Origin of the sequence: Pseudomonas sp. RIT411, assembly GCF_003057735.2 — a bacterium.
GTDB classification, from domain to species: Bacteria; Pseudomonadota; Gammaproteobacteria; order Pseudomonadales; family Pseudomonadaceae; genus Chryseomonas; species Chryseomonas oryzihabitans.
In genome coordinates, this window is record NZ_QBIZ02000008.1 from 1 (window position 1) to 21,921 (window position 21,921).

At 67.5% G+C, this 21,921-nt stretch carries 20 protein-coding genes; 8 read left to right on the forward strand and 12 right to left on the reverse strand.

Translation table 11 applies throughout. The annotated features are described in order from the left end of the window. Positions 1-215: 215 nt before the first annotated feature. Entirely contained in the window at positions 216-653 is a 438-nt protein-coding gene (locus tag DBY63_RS13195) for a DUF4345 family protein (protein WP_017638634.1), read from the forward strand. On the opposite strand, the gene DBY63_RS13200 is transcribed toward DBY63_RS13195, so the two are convergent. Then, positions 654-1,586 carry a LysR family transcriptional regulator gene (locus DBY63_RS13200; RefSeq protein ID WP_027601504.1) on the reverse strand — a complete coding sequence of 311 codons (933 nt, stop codon included), beginning with the start codon at positions 1,584-1,586 and terminating at the stop codon, positions 654-656. A gap of 120 nt (positions 1,587-1,706) precedes the next feature. On the opposite strand from DBY63_RS13200, the gene fpr reads away from it, so the two are divergent. Then, positions 1,707-2,486, forward strand: a complete 780-nt coding sequence (fpr, locus tag DBY63_RS13205; RefSeq protein ID WP_007160677.1) for a ferredoxin-NADP reductase — start codon at positions 1,707-1,709, stop codon at positions 2,484-2,486. Between the two features lie 137 nt (positions 2,487-2,623). Beyond that, entirely contained in the window at positions 2,624-3,310 is a 687-nt protein-coding gene (locus tag DBY63_RS13210) for a dihydrofolate reductase family protein (protein ID WP_108582270.1), read from the forward strand. Here DBY63_RS13210 and DBY63_RS13215 read toward each other — a convergent pair. The 6 genes from DBY63_RS13215 to DBY63_RS13240 form a co-directional block, all read right to left on the reverse strand. Then, a complete protein-coding gene (locus tag DBY63_RS13215) occupies positions 3,307-5,532 on the reverse strand; it encodes a bifunctional diguanylate cyclase/phosphodiesterase (RefSeq protein WP_077172297.1) in 2,226 nt (741 codons plus the stop codon). The genes DBY63_RS13210 and DBY63_RS13215 overlap by 4 nt on opposite strands. Before the next feature lie 351 nt (positions 5,533-5,883). Next, positions 5,884-7,260 carry a nucleotide 5'-monophosphate nucleosidase PpnN gene (gene ppnN, locus DBY63_RS13220; protein ID WP_042137868.1) on the reverse strand — a complete coding sequence of 459 codons (1,377 nt, stop codon included), beginning with the start codon at positions 7,258-7,260 and terminating at the stop codon, positions 5,884-5,886. Positions 7,261-7,379: 119 nt separating this feature from the next. Then, positions 7,380-8,075 carry a tRNA (N6-threonylcarbamoyladenosine(37)-N6)-methyltransferase TrmO gene (gene tsaA, locus DBY63_RS13225; protein WP_027598312.1) on the reverse strand — a complete coding sequence of 232 codons (696 nt, stop codon included), beginning with the start codon at positions 8,073-8,075 and terminating at the stop codon, positions 7,380-7,382. Between the two features lie 32 nt (positions 8,076-8,107). Further along, a complete protein-coding gene (locus DBY63_RS13230; RefSeq protein WP_007160672.1) occupies positions 8,108-8,374 on the reverse strand; it encodes a hypothetical protein in 267 nt (88 codons plus the stop codon). A gap of 69 nt (positions 8,375-8,443) precedes the next feature. Next, on the reverse strand, positions 8,444-9,070 hold the full coding sequence (locus DBY63_RS13235) for a CatB-related O-acetyltransferase (protein ID WP_044341683.1): 627 nt from the start codon (positions 9,068-9,070) through the stop codon (positions 8,444-8,446). Positions 9,071-9,124: 54 nt separating this feature from the next. Next, a complete protein-coding gene (locus DBY63_RS13240; protein ID WP_108582271.1) occupies positions 9,125-9,868 on the reverse strand; it encodes a haloacid dehalogenase type II in 744 nt (247 codons plus the stop codon). A gap of 100 nt (positions 9,869-9,968) precedes the next feature. Here DBY63_RS13240 and DBY63_RS13245 point away from each other — a divergent pair, with 100 nt between their 5' ends. Next, entirely contained in the window at positions 9,969-10,556 is a 588-nt protein-coding gene (locus tag DBY63_RS13245) for an HAD family hydrolase (RefSeq protein WP_042137876.1), read from the forward strand. A gap of 92 nt (positions 10,557-10,648) precedes the next feature. After that, positions 10,649-12,838, forward strand: a complete 2,190-nt coding sequence (locus tag DBY63_RS13250) for an ATP-binding protein (RefSeq protein WP_108582272.1) — start codon at positions 10,649-10,651, stop codon at positions 12,836-12,838. Here the strand turns inward: DBY63_RS13250 and DBY63_RS13255 are convergent. The 4 genes from DBY63_RS13255 to DBY63_RS13275 all read right to left on the reverse strand — a co-directional run bounded on the left by DBY63_RS13255 (position 12,806) and on the right by DBY63_RS13275 (position 17,236). After that, positions 12,806-13,843: a hypothetical protein gene (locus tag DBY63_RS13255; protein WP_108582273.1), complete on the reverse strand. Its 1,038-nt coding sequence runs from the start codon at positions 13,841-13,843 to the stop codon at positions 12,806-12,808. The genes DBY63_RS13250 and DBY63_RS13255 overlap by 33 nt on opposite strands. Positions 13,844-13,863: 20 nt before the next feature. Continuing rightward, complete coding sequence (locus DBY63_RS13260; protein WP_007160666.1) at positions 13,864-14,724, reverse strand: neutral zinc metallopeptidase; 861 nt, start codon at positions 14,722-14,724, stop codon at positions 13,864-13,866. 262 nt (positions 14,725-14,986) lie between these two features. After that, positions 14,987-16,054: an NAD(P)-dependent alcohol dehydrogenase gene (locus tag DBY63_RS13270; RefSeq protein ID WP_108582274.1), complete on the reverse strand. Its 1,068-nt coding sequence runs from the start codon at positions 16,052-16,054 to the stop codon at positions 14,987-14,989. 249 nt (positions 16,055-16,303) lie between these two features. Continuing rightward, positions 16,304-17,236 (reverse strand): LysR family transcriptional regulator, encoded by a 933-nt coding sequence (locus tag DBY63_RS13275; protein WP_027598304.1) that lies wholly within the window; start codon positions 17,234-17,236, stop codon positions 16,304-16,306. Between the two features lie 166 nt (positions 17,237-17,402). Between DBY63_RS13275 and DBY63_RS13280 the strand changes: the two genes are divergently transcribed. From DBY63_RS13280 to DBY63_RS13290, 3 genes are all read left to right on the forward strand, one after another. Continuing rightward, positions 17,403-18,467 carry an SDR family oxidoreductase gene (locus DBY63_RS13280; RefSeq protein WP_108582275.1) on the forward strand — a complete coding sequence of 355 codons (1,065 nt, stop codon included), beginning with the start codon at positions 17,403-17,405 and terminating at the stop codon, positions 18,465-18,467. A gap of 102 nt (positions 18,468-18,569) precedes the next feature. After that, complete coding sequence (locus DBY63_RS13285) at positions 18,570-19,340, forward strand: sulfite exporter TauE/SafE family protein (RefSeq protein WP_027598303.1); 771 nt, start codon at positions 18,570-18,572, stop codon at positions 19,338-19,340. 233 nt (positions 19,341-19,573) lie between these two features. Beyond that, positions 19,574-20,461, forward strand: a complete 888-nt coding sequence (locus DBY63_RS13290; protein WP_077172301.1) for an alpha/beta hydrolase — start codon at positions 19,574-19,576, stop codon at positions 20,459-20,461. A gap of 433 nt (positions 20,462-20,894) precedes the next feature. Here DBY63_RS13290 and DBY63_RS13295 read toward each other — a convergent pair whose 3' ends face one another. After that, positions 20,895-21,866: a D-2-hydroxyacid dehydrogenase family protein gene (locus DBY63_RS13295; protein ID WP_108582276.1), complete on the reverse strand. Its 972-nt coding sequence runs from the start codon at positions 21,864-21,866 to the stop codon at positions 20,895-20,897. Between the last annotated feature and the right edge of the window lie 55 nt (positions 21,867-21,921).

Here is a 21,921-nt window from a genome sequence, read left to right on the forward strand (position 1 = left end):
GACGGCATAGGAGTTCTAGTACGGCCTCGTGGGCTGGGAGATGGGAATAAGAGACGGGTCAGGAGCCGGAGGGGTGGAGGCCTGCAGCTTCCCCCAGCGCTCCCGGCGACCCCTACCCCGCCTGTGGCGGTCTGCATCGGCAGTGCAGATCGCTCCCGGCGCTGGCTACACTGGAGCGGCTGTCATTCACCTCTGGCCCCAAGGAGAAACGGGGAATGTCCGAGCTTCGCTTCGCACGTCTGGTGTTGGGTCTGCAGGCCCTGGTCTGGTTTGGACTCGCCCTGGCGCATTGGTTCTATCCCTATGAGATGGCCAATGCCCGCGGCATGGTGCTGATGGATTCGGCCTCGGTGGCCGAGGCGCGGGTCTGGTACGGCGGCATGCAATTCGCCCTGGCGCTGTTTGCCGTACTGGCCTTCCGGCGGGCGGAATGGCTGTCGGCCGGCCTGCTGCTGGTGGCCTTCGTGCAGCTGACGCTGTTCGTGGTGCGCCTGATCAGCGGCGTACTGGGCGAATCGGCCACCGCCGAGCTGGATCTCTATTCCCAGGGTTATCGCCTGGTGATCGGCGTCCTGGCGCTGCTGGCGTTGCGCGCGCACCGCCGCCACGAGCAGCGGGAGCTGGAGAATCGCCGGATCTACCAGGGCCAGTGACTAGCGCCCTGGCCGGGGCCGCGCGGTGTCGATCTGATCGCTGCGGGCGAGGCCCAGGGTCAGCTGGCGACAGAGGTCGAGAAATTCGACCATGGCCCCGGTCTGGTACTTCTGCTTGTGCCAGATGAAGCAGAACTGGCGGCGCAGATCCAGGGTCGGGGTCGCGATGGGCACCAGGGTGCCGCGGGCGAAGGCGTCTCTCAGCGCCAGCCGCGACAGGCAGCCGATGCCTAGTCCCGATTCCACCGCGCGCAGGATGGCCTCGGTGTGTTCCAGCTCCAGCCGCACGTCCAGCGGCTGGGCGTGATGCCGCATGGCCTGGTCGAAGGTCAGGCGGGTGCCGGAACCCTGTTCGCGCAGAATCCAGGCCTGGGCTTCCAGTTCGGCCTGGGTGGCCTCCCTGCCTGCCAGGACGTGTCCGGGCGCGCAGAACACCACCAGTTCGTCCTCAATCCAGGGCTGCACCTCCAGATCCGGATGCTGGCAGTCGCCTTCGATCAGACCGAGGTCGATGTCATGGTTGGCGATACGTTGCACCACGCTGGCGGTGTTGTGCACGTGCAGTCGCACCCGGCAGTCGGGATGGCGCTGCATGAAGTCGCCCAGCAGTAGGGTGGCCAGGTAGTTGCCGATGGTGAGGGTGGCGCCGACCTCCAGGGAGCCGAAGCCGGTCTTGCCGCGCAGCAGATTTTCCACCTCGGCGCTGCGGTCGAGCAGGGCCACCGCCTTGGGCAGCAACTGCCGGCCCAGGGCGTTGAGCGTCAAACGCTTGCCCGCGCGGTCGAATACCCGGCAGTCGAATTGCCGCTCCAGTTCGCCCAGGGCGGTGCTGGTGGCCGACTGCGACAGACTGAGCGCCTCGGCCGCCCGGGAAACGCTTTCCTGGCGCGCCACGGCGACGAAGACCTCGAGTTGACGCAACGTGAATCTCATATCTGCCTTTTGGATAACCTATATTCGAATTATTCATTTCACGGATATTTTCCCCCTCTATAAACTGTCGCGCAATTTCTATCCAGCCCCGGGCTGTACCGATTTTTCCTGGAGTCATCGATGAGCAACCTGTACACCGAGCGCGTCCTGAGCGTTCATCACTGGAACGACACCCTGTTCAGCTTCAAGACCACCCGCAACGCGGGTCTGCGTTTCGAGAACGGTCAGTTCGTGATGATCGGCCTGGAAACCGAAGGCGGTCGTCCGCTGATGCGCGCCTACAGCATCGCCAGCCCCAACTACGAAGAGCACCTGGAGTTCTTCAGCATCAAGGTGCCGGACGGCCCCCTGACCTCGCGCCTGCAGCACCTCAAGGAAGGCGACAACCTGATGGTCAGCCGCAAGCCCACCGGCACCCTGATCCTCAGCGACCTCAAGCCCGCCAAGCACCTCTATCTGCTGAGCACCGGCACCGGCATGGCGCCCTTCCTGAGCACCATCCAGGATCCGGAAACCTACGAGCGCTTCGAAAAGGTGATCCTGGTCCATGGTGTGCGCTACGTGAACGAGCTGGCCTATGCCGACTTCATCACCAAGACCCTGCCCGAGCACGAATTCATCGGCGACCTGGTCCGCGAAAAGCTGATCTACTACCCCCTGGTCACCCGCGAGGAATTCCGCAACCAGGGTCGTCAGACCGACCTGATGCGCAGTGGCAAGCTGTTCGCTGACATCGGCCTGCCGCCGATCAATCCGCAGGACGACCGCGCCATGATCTGCGGCAGCCCGAGCATGCTGGACGAGACCAGCGCCGTGCTGAACGAATTCGGCCTGACCATCTCGCCGCGCATGGGCGATCCGGGCGACTACCTGATCGAGCGCGCCTTCGTCGAGAAGTAACGCGACCCGGCTCCCCGAAAACCCGCCCTCCGGCGGGTTTTTCGTTTCCGCGGCCCGGCGGGCTGAACTCCCCCGGCGGCGGACCGGTCGGTTGCTGCAAGGCGTGTCATGGCGACACGCCACTGCCGGGAGTCCCCATGAAGCCCTATGTGATCTGCCATATGATGTCGTCGGTCGACGGTCACGCCCTCACCGATGGCTGGGATCGCGCCGTCAAGAAACAGGCCGATACCACCTACGAGCGCCTGGCCGAGCGCTTCGCCTTCGATGCCTGGGCCTGCGGCCGGGTGACCATGGAAGAGATCGCCCATGGCGAAGGCTATCCCACCGGCGTCGCCCAGGCGCCCATCCCGCGCACCCATCATTTCGCCAAGCGTGACGCCAGCAAGTACGCCATCGCCATCGATCCCCAGGGCAAAGTGGCCTGGAAAAAGAACGAGGCCCTGGATTCCCACGTGGTGGCGGTGCTGACCGAAGGCGTCAGCGACGACTACCTGACGCACCTGCAGAACATCGGTGCCTCCTACGTCTTCGGTGGCAAGGACGAACTGGATCTGGCAGCGGTGCTGGAATTGCTCAACGCAGAACTGGGCATCGAGCGGCTGGTGGTGGAGGGCGGTCCCCACGTCAGCGGCTCCTTTGTCGCCGCCGGTCTGGTGGACGAGATCAGTGTGCTGATCATCCCGTTGGTGGACGGCCGTGGCGCCCATCCGGCCTCCTTCGAGATCGCCGAGCAGGCCTGGCAGCAGCCGCTGTACCTCAAGCTGGATACGGCCGAAGCCCAGGACGACGGCAGCGTCTGGCTGCGCTATCGGCGCGGCTAGCCGAGCGCCCTGGCCAGCGCCAGGGCGTCGGCATCCACCTCCGCCTGGGCCTGCAGTGGGCAGACCCCGCTGGCATAGCGGGCGATCACCTCGGGCACCTGGGCCAGGGGGACCGGTCGGCTGATGTGATAGCCCTGGATGAAGTCGCAGCCCAGGGCGCACAGCAGCCGCAGCTGCTCCAGATGCTCGACGCCCTCGGCGGTGACCTTGAGCTTGAGCGGCCGGGCCATGCCGATGATGGCCTGGACGATCTGGTGATCGGCGTTGCCCTCGGCCAGCCCGGTGACGAAGGAGCGGTCGATCTTCACGGTGTCGATCGGCAGGCGCTTGAGATAGGCGAGCGAGGAGTAACCGGTGCCGAAGTCGTCGATGGACACCGTCACGCCCAGGTCGCGAATGCGCTGCAACAGCTCGGCGGTGGGCTGCACGTTCTTGACCAGGGCATTTTCGGTCACCTCCAGTTCCAGGCGCCGCGGCGACAGTTGGTGGTCGTCCAGCCGCCAGGCGATCTGCCCGGGGAGGGCGTCGTTGCTCAGGCTCAGCGCCGAGCAGTTGACCGCGATGCGCAGCTCCGTGAGGCCAGCGGCGGTCAGCTCGGCCAGGTCCTTGCAGGCCCGCCGGAGCACCCAGGCGTCCAGCTCTTCGACGAAGCCATTGGCCTCGGCCACGCCGAGAAAGTGGTTGGGCGCCAGCATGCCGAGGCGGGGATGGTCCCAGCGGATCAGGGCTTCGGCCTTGTCCAGCTGACCGCTGGCGACGTCGAGGATCGGCTGGTAGTAGAGCTGCAGACCGCGCTCCTCGACCAGGGCTTCGCGTAGTTCGGCCTCCAGCTCCAGTTGCAGCGAGATCTTCTCGCGCAGGGTCTCGTCGAAGAAGCTGAAGGTGTTGCGGCCATTGCCCTTGGACAGGTAGAGCGCGAGATCCGCGCTCTTGAGCAGCTCTTCGCAGCAGCCGCCGTCGCGAGGATAGAGGCTGATGCCGATGCTGGTGGTCATCACCAGGGTGCGGTTGCCGATGGTGACCGGATTGCGCAGGCGCTCCAGGATGCGCTGGGCCAGGTGCCGGGCCTCGTCGGGTCCGGCGAGGCTGGCCAGGATGCAGAATTCGTCGCCACCGAAGCGAGCCACCAGGTCGCCGTCACGCACCGCCTCGCGAATGATCTTCGCCATGGCCACCAGCAACTGGTCGCCGGCGTCGTGGCCGAGGCTGTCGTTGATGCGCTTGAAGTGATCGATGTCGAGAAACATTACCCCCAGACTGCGCCCCTGCTGGGCATGGCGCTCGAGGATCTCGGCGAAGGCCTGGTTGAAGGCGCGGCGATTGTGCAGGTCGGTAAGGGGATCGTAGTGCGCGGCCTGCTGCAGCGACGCGCGCGCCTCGTCGAGCTGGCCGACCAGGGAATTGACCCGCTCCAGGTCGTTTTCCTTGCGCTGCAGCTGGCGATCGGCCCAGGCCGCGCCCAGGCCACCTACCACCAGCAGCAGGGCGATGATGGCGATGCCCACCCCCAGCTGCCAGGAATTGCTGGCGCCCTGTAGGGCGTCTGCGGTCTCGGCCGGGGCGACCAGCACCATGGACCACATGCCGGTGAAGTGCATGGCGGCGATTGCCAGGCCCATCACCAGGGCGGTGGCGATGCGCAGCCAGCGATAGATGCCGGTGTAGTGGCGACGGAAGATCTGGATCAGCTGCAGGGCGGCGAAGCTCGCCCCCACGGCGATGCCGATCGACAGCAGGAAGGGCAGCGGGCGATAGAGCACCATGGCCTCGGTGTGCACCGCGGCCATGCCGGTGTAGTGCATGAGCACGATGCCCACGCTCAGCACCGTGCCGGCCTTGAGCCGCTGGCCCAGGGTGAGGTCGGGCTGGCTGAGGGCGGGCATGGCCATGAGTCCGGCCAGCACCACGATCAGCAGCGAGGCCAGGGTGATGAAGAGGTCGTAGTGCACCCGGGTGGGCACGGTAAAGGCCAGCATGGCGATGAAGTGCATGCCCCAGACGCCAAAGCCGAAGCTCAGGGCGCCCATCAGGCTCCAGGCGCGCCGCCGGGCCAGGGTGCGGGTCTGGCCGATGCGCTCGGCGAACACCAGGGTGACATAGCAGGCGCTGACCGCCACCAGATAGGCAAGGGCGACCAGCCAGCCATTGTGCTGGCCGTGCAGGTGCACCTGCTCTTGGGCGAGAGGGGCGACGAGAAAGTCGAGTCCCAGCCAGTTGTTCATTCCGTGGCCTCGGCAGGAAGTCTGGCGCGGCTGGAGGAAGACGGCCCGGCGGGATCTCCGCCCGGGTAGATTTCACTACGGCAACCTGCGCTCTGAGATTAGCTTGCCTTGCCCTATCGGCGCGGTGAAGAGGGGCTTTAGCCTGCGGCTATGCAGTTAGCGCGCGAGGTTTTTTCTGTAGCGGCAAAGTGACTTCGCCACCCGGCGAGCGCCGGTCAGCGAAGCGCTCTGGATAGCTAGCTAGCGACTTTTTGATATCACCTGGCTAGCATCATGACCGTTCGTCGAACAGGATGTGGACGAACGGTCATGACGGGAGGAAATCGGCCAAAAAGGCCAACGTGAAAGGATTCAGCTGACCACGCGATAGCAGGGCTCGTAGGCCGCGCCGCCGGGCAGCTTCATCCGGTGCTGTTCGACGAAGGCCTGCAGCAGCCGATCCAGCGGCCGCATGATGTCGGGATCGCCATGGATCTCGTAGGGCCCCCGTTCCTCGATCAGCTGGATGCCCTTGGCCTTGACGTTGCCGGCGACGATGCCGGAAAAGGCGCGGCGCAGGTTGGCGGCTAGTTCGTGCGGCGGCACGGCATGGGTCAGCTGCAGGGCGGCCATGTTCTCGTGGGTGGGATCGAAGGGGCGCTGGAAGCCTTCCTCGATGCGCAGCAGCCAGTTGAAGTGGAAGGCGTCGTGGCGCTCGCGGCGGAACTGCTTGACCGCCTTGAGGCCCTGGGCCATCTGCCGGGCCACCTCGACCGGATCGTTGACCACGATCTGGTAGTGACGCTGGGCGGCTTCGCCCAGGGTGGCGCCGATGAAGGCATGCAGCTGCTCGAGGTAGGGCGCGGCGCTCTGCGGCCCGGTGAGCACCACCGGGAAGGGGATGTCCCGGTTGTCCGGGTGCATGAGGATGCCCAGCAGATAGAGAAATTCCTCCGCCGTGCCGGCGCCACCCGGGAAGATGATGATGCCGTGGCCAACGCGGACGAAGGCCTCCAGGCGCTTCTCGATGTCGGGCAGGATCACCAGTTCGTTGACGATGGGATTGGGCGCCTCGGCGGCGATGATGCCCGGCTCGGTGAGGCCCAGGTAGCGGCCGCCCTGAATGCGCTGCTTGGCGTGGGCGATGGTGGCGCCCTTCATCGGGCCCTTCATCACGCCCGGGCCGCAGCCGGTGCAGATGTCCAGGCTGCGCAGGCCGAGTTCGTGACCGACCTTCTTGGTGTACTTGTATTCCTCGGTACTGATGGAGTGACCGCCCCAGCAGACCACCATCTTCGGCTCAATGCCGGCGCGCAGGGTGCGGGCGTTGCGCAGCAGGTGGAAGACGTAGTCGGTGATCCCCTCGGAGCTTTCCAGATCGATGCGCAGGCTGCTCTGTTCGCTCTCGGTGTAGACGATGTCGCGCAGGGCGCTGAACAGCATCTCGCGGGTGCTGGCGATCATCTCGCCGTCGACGAAGGCGTCGGCCGGGGCGTTGATCAGTTCCAGGCGCACGCCGCGGTCCTGCTGGTGGATGAGTATCTCGAAGTCCTGGTAGGCCTCGAGGATGGTCTTGGCGTTGTCGCTGTGGGCGCCGGTGTTGAGGATGGCCAGGGCGCACTGGCGAAAGAGCTGGTAGAGGTTGCCCGAGCCGGCCGCGCTGAGCTGCTGGACCTCGCGTTGGGAAAGGGTCTCCAGGCTGCCCTTGGGGCTGACCTGAGCGTTGATGACCTGTCTGCTTGGAGCCATAGATGCTTCCCTATCGGTGATACGGCCGAACGGCGGCCGTAGCCGGGTGCGGACCGCCTCATGCGATCCGGCAATGTCATTGTTGGGGCCTTGGCCGCCGGAATGCAAACCGGGCGGCATCAGGACGCCGCGGTCACGTCCAGTACCCGGATCTGTTCCGCGGTCGGATAGTGCCAGTGCACCTCGACGTCCCAGAGGCGCACGCCATAGCGGCGCTCGGGCGTGGGCGCCTGGTAGGCCGGGCGCGGATCCTGGGCCAGGCACTGCTCGATCAGCTCGGCCAGGGGCTCACCCAGGCGCTGGCCATGGGCCTCGGCCTGGACGCGCGCTGCGTCCGCCCAGCCTACCGCCAGGGCCGGCGGCGGCGCCTCGGCGATGGCGTTGTGGGCGCCCGGCGGGCTGTCGGCGTAAGGCACATAGGGCTTGATGTCCAGCACCGGGGTGCCGTCGAGCAGGTCGATGCCCGAGAGCAGCAGCCGTCCCGGTTCGAGGCCGTCCAGCCGGACCACCGACTGGCCGATGCCATTGGGTCTGTGGGTGGCGCGGGTGGCGAACACCCCCAGGTAGCGATTGCCGCCCAGGCGCGGCGGCCGTACCCGCAGGCGCGGCTGGCTCTCCAACGCCTGGTGGAAGAGAAACAGCAGCCAGACATGGCTGACGCCTTCCAGCCCTTCGACCGCCTCGGGCCGATCGAAGGGCGGCAGCAGTTCCAGCACGCCGCGGGCGGCCGGCGCCAGGGCGGGCTGCCGGGGAATGGCGAATTTTTCCTTGAAGCAGGAGCGGACGTGGCCGATGGGGGTGACGCTGTGCTGCATGGGGGCGGGGCCGTCTGACGCAGGGCCGGTCATTATGCCCTGCCCGAGACCTCGGCGGCGGCGGGCGCCTCGTCGGCGTTGCGGCGCACGCCGCGCAGATTCATCGCCGCCAGGCCCAGCTGCAGCACGATCAGGGCATAGGCCTCGGCCTGCAGGCCCCAGGCGATCCACAGGGCATTGCTGAGCAGGAATACCCAGAAGCCGAGGCTGCGCCGGCCCTGGCGCTGGGAGGCCACCAGCCAGGCGGCGAGCAGGGTGATGGCCATGGCCGGCCATTGCAGCAGATCGAGCGCTTCCATGGAAAACCTTCAAAAGATTGACTAATGAAGGTGAGCCTTGGGAGGCGCCTCGAGTTCCAGACGCTGGATTCAGGACGCCGGATGGCGCGCCCGGGCGTAGGCGATGAAGCCGTCGATATCGGCGCTGCACAGGTATTCGCCGGCGGCGAGGATCTCCGCCTCGGGCCAGTCCCACCAGGCGATGTCGAGCAGCGCCTGGCAGGTGGTTTCGGGAAACCGCCACTTGATGAAGCGTGCCGGATTGCCGCCCACCACCGCATAGGGCGGCACGTCGCGGGTAACCACGGCGCCGGCGGCCACCACGGCGCCATGACCGATGGTGACGCCGGAGAGGATCAGCGCATCGGTGCAGATCCAGCAGTCGCTGCCGATCACCACGTCGCCACGGGTGCCGCCGTAGTCCTTGATGTGGGCCAGGTCGTCGACGAAGGCGGGAAAGGGATAGGTGGTCACCCAGTCCAACCGGTGCAGGCCGCCAAGCAGAATGCGCACCCCTTCGGCGATGGAGGTGTAGCGCCCCAGGCGCAGGGTGGCGCCTTCCTTGAGATCGAACACCCTGGGCGCGCCATAGGTGCCGGCGCCGATCTCGTAGTCGGGCAGTTCGCGGCGCAGGCGCGCCGTGCGCTGGTGCAGGCGGGGCAGGGCGGCCAGGGCCTGGCGTTCACGTTTCTTGCGCAGCTTGTCGAGAAAACCCATGGCGGTGCCCTGGCGAAAAGTATCCGGCAGGATACAGAAGCGCCTGGGCCGCGCTCAATCGCCGGGCTCGGCCCGCTCGTCCTCCATCGCTGGCAGGCCGAGCTGGTCGGCGAGATCCTGGAGGTCGCTCGCTTCCAGATCCCAGCCGCCTGCGGAGACTTCGCCACCGGCCGGGCCCCTTTCCCGCGGGCGCTGGATGAAGGCGGTGGCCAGGCCCAACTCCTTGGCCGCCTGCAGGTCGCCATTGTGGGCGGCGCAGAGCATCACCTGTTCCGGTTCCAGGTCGAGCAGGGCGCAGGCACCCAGGTAGACCTCCGCGGCCGGCTTGTAGCGCTGGAAGAGATCGGCGCCAAAGAGCATGTCCCAAGGCAGCCTGGCATGGCGGGCCATGTCCAGCAGCAGACTGACGTTGCCATTGGACAGGGCGCAGACCGGATAGCCCTGGCGCAGCCGCGTGAGACCCGGCACGGCATCGGGCCAGGGGGTCAGCTGGTGCCAGAGTCTATTGATCCAGGCCACCTCGGCGGTGGTCAGGCCGACCAGGCCGTAACGGGGCAGCAATTCGTCCAGCGCCAGCCGATGCACCTCGTCGAGGGGCAGCCAGGGCAGGCTGCGGGCCTCGATCTGCGGCAGGATGGCCTCGTAGGCTTCGGCGCGCCAGGCATCGGCCAGCCGCTCCCAGTCGCCCTGGACGCCATGCTTGGCCGACAGTCCCTGCAAGCCCTCGACCAGGCTGCCACGCCAGTCCACCACGGTGCCGAAGACATCGAAAAGTAGCGCCCGGACGGTCGTCGTCATGGGTAGACTCCTGCAGAAGGTTGTCTCCACCAGACGGAGCACGGGTGACGGGGGTTCCCCCGGAGTGCCCGAAGGTCACCTCTCGCCAAAGGATCCCTGCATGACACTGCGTCACCTCAGCCACTGGGTGTTCGACCTGGACGGTACCCTGACCCTGGCGGTACACGACTTCGCCGCCATTCGCCGGCATCTGGGCATCCCCGAACAGGCCGACATCCTCCATCACCTGGCCGAGCTGCCGGCCACCGAGCGCGAGGCCAAGCACGCCTGGCTGTTCGAGCACGAGCGCGAACTGGCCGTCGCTGCCCGCCCGGCACCGGGCGCGGTCGCCCTCATCCGGCGCCTGCACGAGGACGGTCGCCCGCTGGGCATCCTCACCCGCAATGCCCGCGACCTGGCACTGCTGACCCTGGCGGCCATCGGTCTGGAAGACTGCTTCGCGCCCGCCGCGGTGCTGGGGCGCGACGAGGCGCCGCCCAAGCCCGATCCGGGTGGCCTGCTGCGGCTGGCCGAACTCTGGCAGGTGGCGCCAGACCGCCTGGTGATGATCGGCGATCACCGCTACGACCTGGAGTGCGGGCGGGCCGTGGGCTGCCGGACGCTGCAGGTCAATCAGCCGGGCGATCCCTGGCCGGCGGCGCGGGACCAGCGCTTCGAGACCTGCACCGAGATCCTGGCGGCGCTCTGACGCCAGGAAATTGCCCGTCAGGCGCAAATAGTCTGTTGTTTGCCGGGCCACTGGCTAAGATGCCGGCTTCGGATCCATCTCAGGCCAGCCCTATGAGCCTCCACGCCCCATCCAGCGACCAGCCGTCCTCCAGCGATCTGCGTCAGTACGAGCGCCAGACGCTGGAAAGCCTTGCCACCGGGCTGCCTCTGACCAGCGTGCTGCACGCGCTGCTGCAGAGGGTGGAGGCCCTGGCCCAGGTTCGCCTGCATGCCTGCATCCTGTTGCTCAGCGAGGATGGCCGCTATCTGCAGGACGGCATCGCGCCCAGTCTGCCGGAAGCCTACAGCCGCGATCTCGGTCGGCTGGAGATCGGCCCGCTGGCGGGCTCCTGTGGCACCGCCGCCTACCGGCGCGAAGCCGTCTATGTCGAGGACATCGCCTGCGATCCGCTGTGGGCGGGCGCCCGTGACCTGGCGCTGCGCTACGGCCTGCGGGCCTGCTGGTCGATGCCGCTGCTGGCCCTGGATGGCCGGCTGCTGGGCACCTTCGCCAACTACTATCTGGAGCCACGGCGCCCCCTGGCCGCCGAGCGCGACGCCTTCCGTCTGGTCACCGAGACCGCCGCCCTGGCCATCGAGCGCCACCAGGCGGATCTGCAGCTGCGCGAAAGCGAAGACCACTATCGGCATCTGGTGGAACTCAATCCCCAGTACACCTGGACCTGCGATCCCGACGGCGGGCGGATGGTCTTTTCGCCGCGCTGGCAGCAACTGACCGGCCAGCCGGCGCTGCACGCCGATACCTTCTGGACGCTGCTGCATCCGGACGACCGCCAGGCGACCCGGCAGGCCTGGGATGCGGCGCGCCGCGCCGGTCGGGCCTACGACCAGGAACACCGGGTACGGGTCGCGGATGGCAGCCACTGCTGGCTGCGCACCCGCGCCTATCCGCGGCGCGATGAAGCGGGCGCCGTGATCCGCTGGTACGGCACCAGCGAAGACATCGATGACCGCCGCGAGGCCGAAGAGGCCCTGCGCCGCGAGCGTGCCACCCTGGAGGTCCAGGTGCAGGCGCGGACCGCCGAACTGGAGGAGAGCAATCGCCAGCTGCGCGAGGAGATGCACAGTCGCGCCCAGGCCGAGGAGCTGCTGCGCCAGGCTCAGAAGATGGAAGCCGTGGGCCAGCTCACCGGCGGCATCGCCCACGATTTCAACAACCTGCTGGCCGGTATCCAGGCCAGCCTGGATCTCCTGCGCCGCCGCCTGGCGCCGGAGGTCCTGGCCGGGGTCGGCAGTCTGCTCGACACCGCCACCCAGTCGGTCGGACGGGGCGCCAGTCTCACCCATCGACTGCTGGCCTTTTCCCGTCGCCAGACGCTCAATCCCCAGGCGGTCGACGTCGCCCGGCTGATCGGCGGCTTCCAGGAATTGCTGCTGCACAGCCTGGGACCGCAGATCCGCTGCCAGTTCGAACTGGAGGCCGGACTCTGGCCGGTCGACGTCGATCCGCACCAGCTGGAAAATGCCCTGCTGAATCTGGCCATCAACAGCCGCGATGCCATGCCGGCGGGTGGCACCCTGACCATCCGCGCGCGCAACTGGGTGCAGTCCGACGCCGATCCGGGGCTGCCGGCGGGCGACTACCTCTTGATCGAGGTCGGCGACGATGGCGTGGGCATGGCGCCGGAGGTGCTGGAGCGGGTCTTCGAACCCTTCTTCACCACCAAGCCGGTGGGCCAGGGCTCGGGGTTGGGACTGTCCATGATCTATGGCTTCGTCCGCCAGTCGCGCGGCCAGGTGAGCGTGACCAGCGCGCCGGGGCAGGGCTGTCGGGTGAGTCTGCTGCTGCCGCGTCATCCGGCCCTGGCCGCCCAGACACCTCAGCCGGTCGCCAGTGCCCCGACCGCCCGCGTCCTGCCCGGCGTCCGGGTGCTGCTGGTGGAAGACGATACGGTCATCCGCGAGTTGCTGGTGCAGGTGTTCGTCGACCTGGGCTGGGATTATCGCGACGCCGTGGATGCCGAATCGGCGCTAGCGGCCCTGCGCGAAGGCGAGGGCTTCGACCTGCTGATCACCGATGTCGGCCTGCCGGGGCTGAACGGCCGCTTGCTGGCCGGCGCGGCCCGTACCCTCAGACCACACCTGCCGATCCTCTTCATTACCGGTTATGCGGCGGGCAACGAGCCGCCCGTCCCGCTGGTCGGCGAGCGCATGGCGGTGCTGGGCAAGCCCTTCACCCTGGAAGCCTTCGTCGCCCAGGTGCAGGAGCTACTGGACGCGCCCGCCGCCCTGGCGCGCTGAAGCCTGGTCGCCGGCGCCGAACAGCGCCTGGCGGCCTGCGGGCGAGGTAAAGATGGCGTCACCGTTGTGGCCCACGCCGGGGACCTCGATCAGCGCCTGGCGCAGCCCCGGATGGCGGCCCTGTAGATAGCGGTAGTAATTCAGCCCGCGGGCCAGACGATAGGGGCCCTGGGCCTCGGCGGCGCAGCCCTTGTCCAGCGCCGGATGGTTGGGATTGGTGTCTTCGGCGCCCAACAGATAGGTCAGGTCGAGTCCCGCATAGTGGTCTTCCAGGCTGGCGGCCGTGCGACCCGCGGCATAGGCCGGCAGGCCCTGCATGCCGTATTTCCAGGTATCGAAGTCCGGGCAGCTGGACGCCGCGGCGAAGGGCACGGGCTGGCCCTGGGCATCCGGTCGGTGGGCATCGAAATAGGCGTAGGACGAGGGATTGGCCACCACGTATCTCAGGCGAATGCCCTGGGCGGCGAGGGCCTGCTCGCCCTGGCCGAGCACGGCGTAGCGCTGCACCACCTGGCCACCGCCGGAATGTCCGGCGATCACCACCTCCTGCAGATTGGGTAGCAGCCGACGCTCCGCCAGGCGGGCGAGCAGGGCATCGAACACCGCGAAGCTGCTCAGCGGCTGCGGACCCAGGGCGGGCTCGCCGCCCATCCAGGCATTGCCCTGCCAGCGCAGCAGGGTGTCCGGCAGCCGATGGCGTTGGACGTCCGTTTCATTGAGGAATTGCGGGGCGATCACCAGGGTGTCCGCCATGGCGCCGGCCGCTGCCGTGGCCGTCTGGCCGGAGCGAAAATAGGTCGCGGCATTGCGCAGCCGGCCATGCACGATCACCAGGGCGCGACGGATTTCCGGATGGGGCCGGTCCCAGTCGGTGGACAGCTGCAGCGCGGCCTGCGCCTGGCCGATCGGCAGCCGGTCGCTGACGATACGGGCGACCCCCTCATGGGGCGCCGCCAGGGCGGAGCCCCAGGCCAGGGCCAGGCACAGCGCGAGCAGGCGACGCATCGGGTATCTCCCGCTAGAGGTCAGAGCGCCTTGGCGGCGAAGGTGTCGCAGCTCTCCACCTTGCCACTGTCGAAGCCGGTGCGGAACCACTTGACCCGCTGCGCGGAGCTGCCGTGGGTAAAGGAATCCGGTACCACGCGGCCCTGGGACTGGCGTTGCAGGCGATCATCGCCAATGGCGTTGGCGGCGTTCAGCGCCTTCTCCAGGTCCCCCGGCTCCAGCCAGTTCAGCCGCTTCTGGGCGTCGTTGGCCCAGACACCGGCATAGCAGTCGGCCTGCAGTTCCAGGCGTACCGACAACCCGGTGGCACCCTCGGTGGGAATGCCACGGCGGCGCGCCGCTTCCATCTTGCTGGTGGTACCGGTGAGGTTCTGCACATGGTGGCCGACCTCGTGGGCGATCACATAGGCACGGGCGAAGTCGCCGTCGGCGCCGAAACGCTGCTGCAGTTCCTGGAAGAAGGTCAGGTCCAGGTAGACCTTGCTGTCCACCGGGCAATAGAAGGGACCGCTGGCCGCGGTGGCGCCGCCGCAACCGGATTGCACCTGGCCGTTGAACAGCACCAGCTTGGGCGGCTGATACTGCTCGCCATGGGCCTGGAAGATGCGCGTCCAGGTGTTTTCGGTCTCGCCCAGCACCACGCGGACGAAGTCCACCTGGCGATTGTCGGCCGGGGCGGTGGTCTCCTGCTGGCTCGGCGCGCTCTGGCCGCTGAGGCTGATCAGGTTGCCGAGGATCTGCGTCGGACTCTGGCCGCTGAGCAGGCCGAACACCACCACCAGGGCCACGCCACCCAGGCCGAGGCCGCCGCCGATCTTCATGCCGCGTCCACCGCTGGCCTGTTGCACGTTGTCGCTACGTTGTCCCTTGTCCCACTGCATGGCGGCCGCCTCGTGATTGTCGTTATCGCTTGCTTCTACCCGAAAAGTGTCTGCGCATCGGTGATGCTTCGTTGAAAAGCCCTTCGGAATGCTCATTTACCGCTCGTAAATTCCGCTTCCTCAGGACTTTTCGCCTCGCCTGACCTTCGCTCGACGACTTTTCGGACAGAAGCTAGGACCGCGGGGCGCGCCAAAAATGCGTTACCGGAAATGACAACGCCCGCGACGGGCGCGGGCGTTGTCGGCGGAGCGGAGCGCGGGATCAGGCCGCGGTCTGGCCCTGCTTGAGGCTCTGCATGTCGATCACGAAGCGGTACTTCACATCGCTCTTGAGCATGCGCTCATAGGCTTCGTTGATGTCCTGGATGGCGATCTGCTCGATGTCCGAGACGATGTTGTGCTTGGCGCAGAAGTCCAGCATCTCCTGCGTCTCGCGGATGCCACCGATGAGCGAACCGGCCAGCTGGCGGCGCTTCATCACCAGGTTGAACACGCTGGGCGCCGGGTGCGGCTCGGCGGGTACGCCGACCAGGGTCATGGTGCCGTCCCACTTCAGCAGGGTGAGGAAGGCGTCCAGGTTGTGCGGCGCGGCCACGGTGTTGAGGATGAAGTCGAAGCTGTTCGCGTGCGCGGCCATCTCGTCTTCGTTCTTCGACACCACCACCTCGTCGGCGCCCAGGCGCAGGGCGTCGTCCTTCTTGCCTGCGCTGGTGGTGAAGAGCACCACGTGGGCACCCATGGCATGGGCGATCTTGACGCCCATGTGGCCGAGGCCACCCAGGCCGACGATGCCGACCTTCTTGCCCGGGCCAACCTTCCAGTGGGCCAGCGGCGAGTAGGTGGTGATGCCGGCGCACAGCAGCGGCGCCACGGCGGCCAGGTTCTCGGTGTGGCTCACCTTAAGCACGAACTTCTCGTTGACCACGATGTGGTCGGAGTAGCCGCCCTGGGTGTTTTCGCTGCCACCGTAGAGGTTGCCGTTGTAGGTGCCGGTGAAGCCGTTCTCGCAGTAGGACTCTTCACCGGCGTCACAGGGGGCGCAGTGCTGGCAGCTGTCGACCATGCAGCCGACGCCGACGGTGTCGCCGACCTTGAAGTTCTTCACGTGGGCACCGACCGCGGTCACCTTGCCGACGATCTCGTGACCGGGCACGGACGGGTACAGGGTGTTGTTCCACTCGTTGCGGGCAGTGTGCAGGTCGGAATGGCAGACGCCGCAGAAGAGGATGTCGATCTGCACGTCGTGGGCGCCGGGTTCGCGCCGCTCGAAGGAGAAGGGCGCCAGGGGCTGGTCGGCGGACTGGGCAGCGTAGCCTTGGGCTTGGCTCATGAGATACCTCATCTAGGTGGTGGAACTGAGTGGTGGAGCAGGGCGGCCAGGTTGGCCTGGCCCGGTGACAAACCGTCGATCCTGCTGAGCCAGAGCCGACGGCACCAATCGATCGTCTCGATAATCGTCATGCCGCCCATCGATGGAACTCAGGGGCGAGCGGGCGTACGAGGTTTTACGACCGGGGTGTCCGAGCGGATGTTCCCGTCCGTGGCGCGGCGGCCGGGGCCACTGGTCGAGCGGTCGTGGCTAGCGCGAAAGCTTCGGCGCCACCGTGGGCAGCAGGCGACTGGCCAGGTGCTCCAGCAGCAGCCGGACCCGCGGCAGACTCTCGCGACTGCGCGGCCACACCAGGTTGATCGGCGAGCCCTCGACGCCGTGCTCGGGTAGCACGTCCACCAGGGCGCCGCTGGCCAGGTGCGTGGCGATCAGCCAGGTCGGCAACTGGGCGATGCCATGCCCGGCCAGGGCGGCCAGCACCTCGCCTTCGCCATCACCCACCACCAGACGCGGCTGGAAGATCCAGCGTTCGCTGTCGCCCGGCTGTTCGCCGCGCAGCTGCCAGGGGCTGATCAGGCCATCGGCCTGGCGAAAGCCGATGCACTGGTGATCGACCAGCTCGGCCGGGGTCCGGGGGCGGCCATGCTGGGCGAGATAGGCCGGGGCGGCGCAAAAGACCTGGCGCTGAGTGCCGAGGAAGCGATGCCCCAGGCTGGCCGGCCAGGCGTCGGAGCCGCCGATGCGCACCAGGATGTCGATGCCCTCGTGGACCGGATCGACGAAGCGATCCGACAGCGACAGGTCCGGTTGCAACAGCGGATAGCGGTGCAGCAGCTCCAGGATCAGCGGCAGCACATGCAGCCGGCCATAGGAGGCGGGCAGGTCGATGCGTACCCGACCGTGGGGCTCGCCGTCCTGGGCGGCCAGGCCCACTTCGGCCTGTTCCAGCTCGGCCAGCACCCCGGTGCAGGTGCGATAGAAGCGGGTGCCGGCTTCGGTCAGGCTCAGCCGGCGGGTGGTGCGCTGGAACAGCCGCACGCCCAGCCGGCTTTCCAGCCGGGCCACGCTCTTGCCGACGGCCGAACCGGTGAGATTGAGGCGCTCGCCCGCCGCGGTGAAGCTGCCGAGATCGGCCACGGTGACGAAGACGTCGAGGCCCTTGAGGCGTTCGGAGGAATACAAGGCGGGCTCCCGATTGCGGAATCTGATTCCGATTAAAAAGGAATTTATACCCAGGATACGCCGTTAATTCTCCAATAGGCTGGAATCAACCCTGAGACAAGGCACTCCCTTATCTACAGCGCCTGCGACCGCCGCAGGCCGTCTCCCATCCCTATCTGGAGGTTTCATGCGCAAGGGCACCGCTCTCATCGTCGGCGTGACCGGCATTTCCGGCTACAACCTGGCCAATACCCTGGTCGCCTCGGGCTGGACCGTCTACGGTCTGGCGCGCAAGCCGGTGGCGCAGGAAGGCGTCATCCCGGTCGCCGCCGACCTGCTCGACGCCGAGTCCACCCGCCAGGCGCTGGCCGGTCTGCCGATCAGCCATGTGTTCTTCTGCACCTGGACCCGTCGCCCCACCGAGAAGGAAAACGTCGAGGCCAATGGCGCCATGATGGACAACCTCTGCCAGGCCCTGGACGGCGCGCCGCTCGAGCACCTGGCCCTGGTGACCGGCACCAAGCACTACCTGGGTTCCTTCGAGGAATACGGCAGCGGCAAGGCCGAGACGCCCTTCCGCGAAAGCGAGCCGCGCCAGGCCGGCGCCAACTTCTACTACACCCTGGAAGACATCCTCTTCGCCGCCGCCGAGCGCCATGGCTTCGGCTGGAGCGTGCACCGCTCCCACAGCATGATCGGCCAGGCCAAGGGCACCAACGCCATGAACATGGGCCTGACCCTGGCGGTCTACGCCTCCCTGTGCAAGGCCACCGGCCAGCCCTTCGTCTTCCCCGGTTCCCGTACCCAGTGGGACGGCATCACCGACGTCACCGACGCCGGCCTGCTCGCGGAGCAACTGGAATGGGCCGCCCTGGCGCCGGCCGCGCGCAACCAGGCCTTCAACACGGTCAACGGCGACGTCTTCCGCTGGCGCTGGCTGTGGGGCGAGATCGCCGCCTTCTTCGAGCTGGAGCCGGCGCCCTATCCCGAGCAGCCCATGCCGCTGGAAGCGCGGATGAAGGACGTGGCCCCGGCGCAGTGGCGCAAGCTCGCCGAGGAGCACGACCTGGTGGAAGCCGACGTCGACAAGCTGGCCTCCTGGTGGCACAGCGACGCCGACCTGGGCCGCGAGATCGAGTGCCTCAACGACATGACCAAGAGCCGCGACCTGGGCTTCTTCGGCTATCGCGACACCCGGGCGAGCTTTCTCGACCTCTTCACCCGGCTGCGGGCCCAGCGCCTGATTCCCTGAGCCGCTCTGGACCGCCGGTCCCCGTGAACGGGGGCGGCTGGCGGTTTTCAGAGGTTGCACGCGGGGCGCAGAATGCGATCTCTTCTCGCAGGATGCGCCCCCATGCTCGACTCTCTCGTTGCCCTCGTTCCCGCCTTCAGCCCGCTCGACTGGCTGTTCATCGAAGCCATCGTGGTCCTGGCCTACCTGATCTTTGGCGTCGCCGGCTTCGGCAGCGCCCTGGTCGCCGGCCCCTTGCTCACCAGCTGGATGCCGCTGTCGCGCATCGTACCCCTGCTGGTGATGCTGGATTTCCTCGCCTCCTTCCACAACTGGCTGCCGGATCGCCGCGCCATCGCCGGACGTGAACTCAGGCGCCTGCTGCCCATGCTGCTGCTCGGCGCGGCCCTGGGCACCTACCTGCTGATGCGCACCGATGCCCGGTTGCTGATGCTCTGGCTGGGGCTCTTCGTGGTGGCCTATTCCACCTACAGCCTGCTCAGTCCCAAGGGCTTTCGCCAACTGGCGCCGGCCTGGTCGATCCCGGCGGGCGGGGTAGGGGGCCTGTGCGGCGCCCTGTTCGGCAGTGGCGGCTTCCTCTATGCGCTCTATCTCAACGGCCGCCTGGAAGACAAGAACGCCATCCGCGGCACCCAGAGTTTCCTCATCGGCTGCAGTGCCTCCATCCGCATCGTCCTGCTGCTGATCGCCGGCGCCTACAGCGATGGCAGCCTGCTGCTCCTGGCGGTCTGCCTGCTGCCCGCCATGCTGCTCGGCGGCTGGATCGGCCGCCACCTGCAGCGCCGCCTGTCCCGCGAACGCTTCACCCGCCTGGTGACCTGGCTGGTGCTGGTGTCGGGCGTGACCCTGATCGGGCGGTATCTGGCGGGGTAACCAACGAGCCTACGGTGGTCCGCTATCGAGTTTGGCGTTGTGATGATCGCGGCCATGGGCCGCTCCTACAGTGACCGGTGACTCCGTAGGAGCGGCCCATGGCCGCGATGCTCTCAGACGCCGTAGCCTGGTAGGGTGGAACCGCGTAGCGTTTTCCACGCGACGCTGCCACCTTGGGAACTCCCAAGCCGATCCACCTCTCCGCTCTACAACACCCGTGGCGGAGATCCCCCATGCTCACCTCCATCCAGGCCGGCGTCCTGGACGTCGCCTACCAAGTCCAGGGCCCGGACGCCGGCCATCCGGTCCTGCTGCTGCATGGCTTTCCCTATGACATCCACGCCTACGCCGAGGTGGCCGATGAACTGGCCGCCGCTGGCTGCCGCGTCCATGTGCCCTTTCTGCGGGGCTATGGCGCGACCCGCTACCTGAGCGCCGACACCCCGCGTTCCGGTCAGCAGGCCGCCCTGGCCCATGACGTCCTGGCGCTGCTCGACGCCCTGGGCCTGGAGCGGGCGACCCTGGCCGGTTACGACTGGGGTGGTCGCGCTGCGGGTATCGTCGCCGCCCTCTGGCCCGAGCGGGTCGCAGGGCTGGTGCTGGGCGACGGCTATCCGATCCAGGACATCGCCCGCGCCGCGACCCAGCCTGCCGAACCGGCGGCGGAGCTGCGCTATTGGTACCAGTACTACTTCCATAGCGAGCGAGGTCGCGCCGGACTGGCGAAACATCGCCGCGAATTCTGTCGACTGCTCTGGTCGCTGTGGTCACCCAGCTGGCGCTTCAGCGACGCCACCTACGCCCTTACCGCCGCGGCCTTCGACAATCCCGATTTCGTCGACACCGTGATCCACTCCTATCGCCACCGCTACGGCCTGGCCCCGGACGACCCGGCCTATGCCGAGACCGAGCGCCGGCTCGCCGCTCAGCCACCCATCCGCGTACCCACCACGGTATTGGCCGGTGCCGACGATGGGGTCACTGCGGTGCAGGATGAAGCCGGGGTAGCGCAGCACTTCAGCGGACCCTTCCGCTACGAGGTGCTGCCCGGCTGCGGCCACAACATCCCCCAGGAAGCCCCCGCCGCCTTCGCCGCCGCGGTAAGGGAGCGCTTGCCGTAGGTTGGGTTGAGACAGCTTCAGCGTCGAAGTCCAACAGCGTTCAAGCCTGGACAATGTCGGGCTTCGCTGCGCTCAACCCAACCTACGAGGCGTGCGCCGCTTTTCCTCCCTCTCCCTCTGGGAGAGGGCTGGGGTGAGAGTGCAGGTTGTCGGGCTTCGCTGCGCTCAACCCAACCTACGAGGCGTGCGCCGCTTTTCCCCCTCTCCCTCTGGGAGAGGGCTGGGGTGAGGGTGCAGGTTGTCGGGCTTCGCTGCGCTCAACCCAACCTACGAGGAGTGCGCCGCTTTTCCCCCTCTCCCTCTGGGAGAGGGCTGGGGTGAGGGTGCAGTTGTCGGATTTCGCTGCGCCCAACAGAGCGCTGCGTAGGGTGGATAACGGCGCAGCCTTATCCACGCGATCCACGCGATCCACGCGATCCACGCGCCCCCAAGCCTACCGCCCCAGCACCTCCGGATTGGCCAGGCCGGTCGGTTCGCCGCTGAAGAAGCCCACCAGGTTGGCGAAGGCCTCGCCGAAATAGAGCTCGTAGCTGTGCTTTTCCACGTAGCCCAGGTGCGGGGTGCAGAGCACCTGGGGGTGGGCGAGCAGGGGATCGTCCGGCGCCACCGGTTCCTGCTCGAAGACATCCAGCGCCGCCTGGCCGGGATGGCCCAATTCCAGCGCCGTGAGCAGGGCGCCGGGCTCGATCAGGCCGGCGCGGGCGGTGTTGACCAGCAGGGCGCTCTTCTTCATCCGCGCCAGGTCCTCGGCGCGCACGCAGCCGCGGCTGCGCTCGCTGTATCTCAGATGCAGGCTGATGACATCGGCCTCGGCGAAAAAGGCCTCCTTGCTGGGCGCCGCGCGATGGCCGTCGGCTTCGGCGCGGGCGCGCGAGGCCTCGCTGCCCCAGACCAGCACCGGCATGCCGAAGGCCTGGCCGTAGCGCGCCAGGCGCTGGCCGATCTTGCCATAGCCCCAGATGCCGAGGATCTGCCCGTCCAGTCGTTCGCCCAGATTGACCTGCCAGCGCCCGGCATAGAGGGCGTCGATGGCCGGCTTGAGCTTGCGGCGGGCCATGAGGATCAGCGTCCAGGTCAACTCGGCGGTGGAGACCGGCGAGCCACTGCCTTCGCACACCGCCACGCCCTGGCGGGTGCAGGCGGCCACGTCGAGGTGGGCGGTGGCCTTGCCGGTCTGGCTGATCAGCTTGAGCCGCGGCAGGTGCGCCAGCAGCTCGGCGTCGATGCGGGTCCGCTCGCGGGTCAGCACCAGGGCATCGGCGTCACGGAAGCGCTCCACCAGCACCCTGGGATCGCGTTCGGCGTCGTGATAGAGCGTCACCTGATGCCCGGCGCGCTGGAGCAGGGGATAGCAATCCAGGGTTTCGACGACGTGCTGGTAGTCGTCCGGGATGACGATATGCATGGCGAGCTCCGTTGTTGTTCTGGATCGCCAGTGGAGCACCTGCGGGGTCGTCCGA

What these genes read in the sequence shown, in the direction of transcription:
- DBY63_RS13195 (WP_017638634.1), top strand. Translation starts at nt 216, where the DNA reads ATGTCCGAGCTTCGCTTCGCACGTCTGGTGTTGGGTCTGCAGGCCCTG.
- DBY63_RS13200 (WP_027601504.1), bottom strand. Translation starts at nt 1,586, where the DNA reads ATGAGATTCACGTTGCGTCAACTCGAGGTCTTCGTCGCCGTGGCGCGC.
- fpr (WP_007160677.1), top strand. Translation starts at nt 1,707, where the DNA reads ATGAGCAACCTGTACACCGAGCGCGTCCTGAGCGTTCATCACTGGAAC.
- DBY63_RS13210 (WP_108582270.1), top strand. Translation starts at nt 2,624, where the DNA reads ATGAAGCCCTATGTGATCTGCCATATGATGTCGTCGGTCGACGGTCAC.
- DBY63_RS13215 (WP_077172297.1), bottom strand. Translation starts at nt 5,532, where the DNA reads ATGAACAACTGGCTGGGACTCGACTTTCTCGTCGCCCCTCTCGCCCAA.
- ppnN (WP_042137868.1), bottom strand. Translation starts at nt 7,260, where the DNA reads ATGGCTCCAAGCAGACAGGTCATCAACGCTCAGGTCAGCCCCAAGGGC.
- tsaA (WP_027598312.1), bottom strand. Translation starts at nt 8,075, where the DNA reads ATGCAGCACAGCGTCACCCCCATCGGCCACGTCCGCTCCTGCTTCAAG.
- DBY63_RS13230 (WP_007160672.1), bottom strand. Translation starts at nt 8,374, where the DNA reads ATGGAAGCGCTCGATCTGCTGCAATGGCCGGCCATGGCCATCACCCTG.
- DBY63_RS13235 (WP_044341683.1), bottom strand. Translation starts at nt 9,070, where the DNA reads ATGGGTTTTCTCGACAAGCTGCGCAAGAAACGTGAACGCCAGGCCCTG.
- DBY63_RS13240 (WP_108582271.1), bottom strand. Translation starts at nt 9,868, where the DNA reads ATGACGACGACCGTCCGGGCGCTACTTTTCGATGTCTTCGGCACCGTG.
- DBY63_RS13245 (WP_042137876.1), top strand. Translation starts at nt 9,969, where the DNA reads ATGACACTGCGTCACCTCAGCCACTGGGTGTTCGACCTGGACGGTACC.
- DBY63_RS13250 (WP_108582272.1), top strand. Translation starts at nt 10,649, where the DNA reads ATGAGCCTCCACGCCCCATCCAGCGACCAGCCGTCCTCCAGCGATCTG.
- DBY63_RS13255 (WP_108582273.1), bottom strand. Translation starts at nt 13,843, where the DNA reads ATGCGTCGCCTGCTCGCGCTGTGCCTGGCCCTGGCCTGGGGCTCCGCC.
- DBY63_RS13260 (WP_007160666.1), bottom strand. Translation starts at nt 14,724, where the DNA reads ATGCAGTGGGACAAGGGACAACGTAGCGACAACGTGCAACAGGCCAGC.
- DBY63_RS13270 (WP_108582274.1), bottom strand. Translation starts at nt 16,054, where the DNA reads ATGAGCCAAGCCCAAGGCTACGCTGCCCAGTCCGCCGACCAGCCCCTG.
- DBY63_RS13280 (WP_108582275.1), top strand. Translation starts at nt 17,403, where the DNA reads ATGCGCAAGGGCACCGCTCTCATCGTCGGCGTGACCGGCATTTCCGGC.
- DBY63_RS13285 (WP_027598303.1), top strand. Translation starts at nt 18,570, where the DNA reads ATGCTCGACTCTCTCGTTGCCCTCGTTCCCGCCTTCAGCCCGCTCGAC.
- DBY63_RS13290 (WP_077172301.1), top strand. Translation starts at nt 19,574, where the DNA reads ATGCTCACCTCCATCCAGGCCGGCGTCCTGGACGTCGCCTACCAAGTC.
- DBY63_RS13295 (WP_108582276.1), bottom strand. Translation starts at nt 21,866, where the DNA reads ATGCATATCGTCATCCCGGACGACTACCAGCACGTCGTCGAAACCCTG.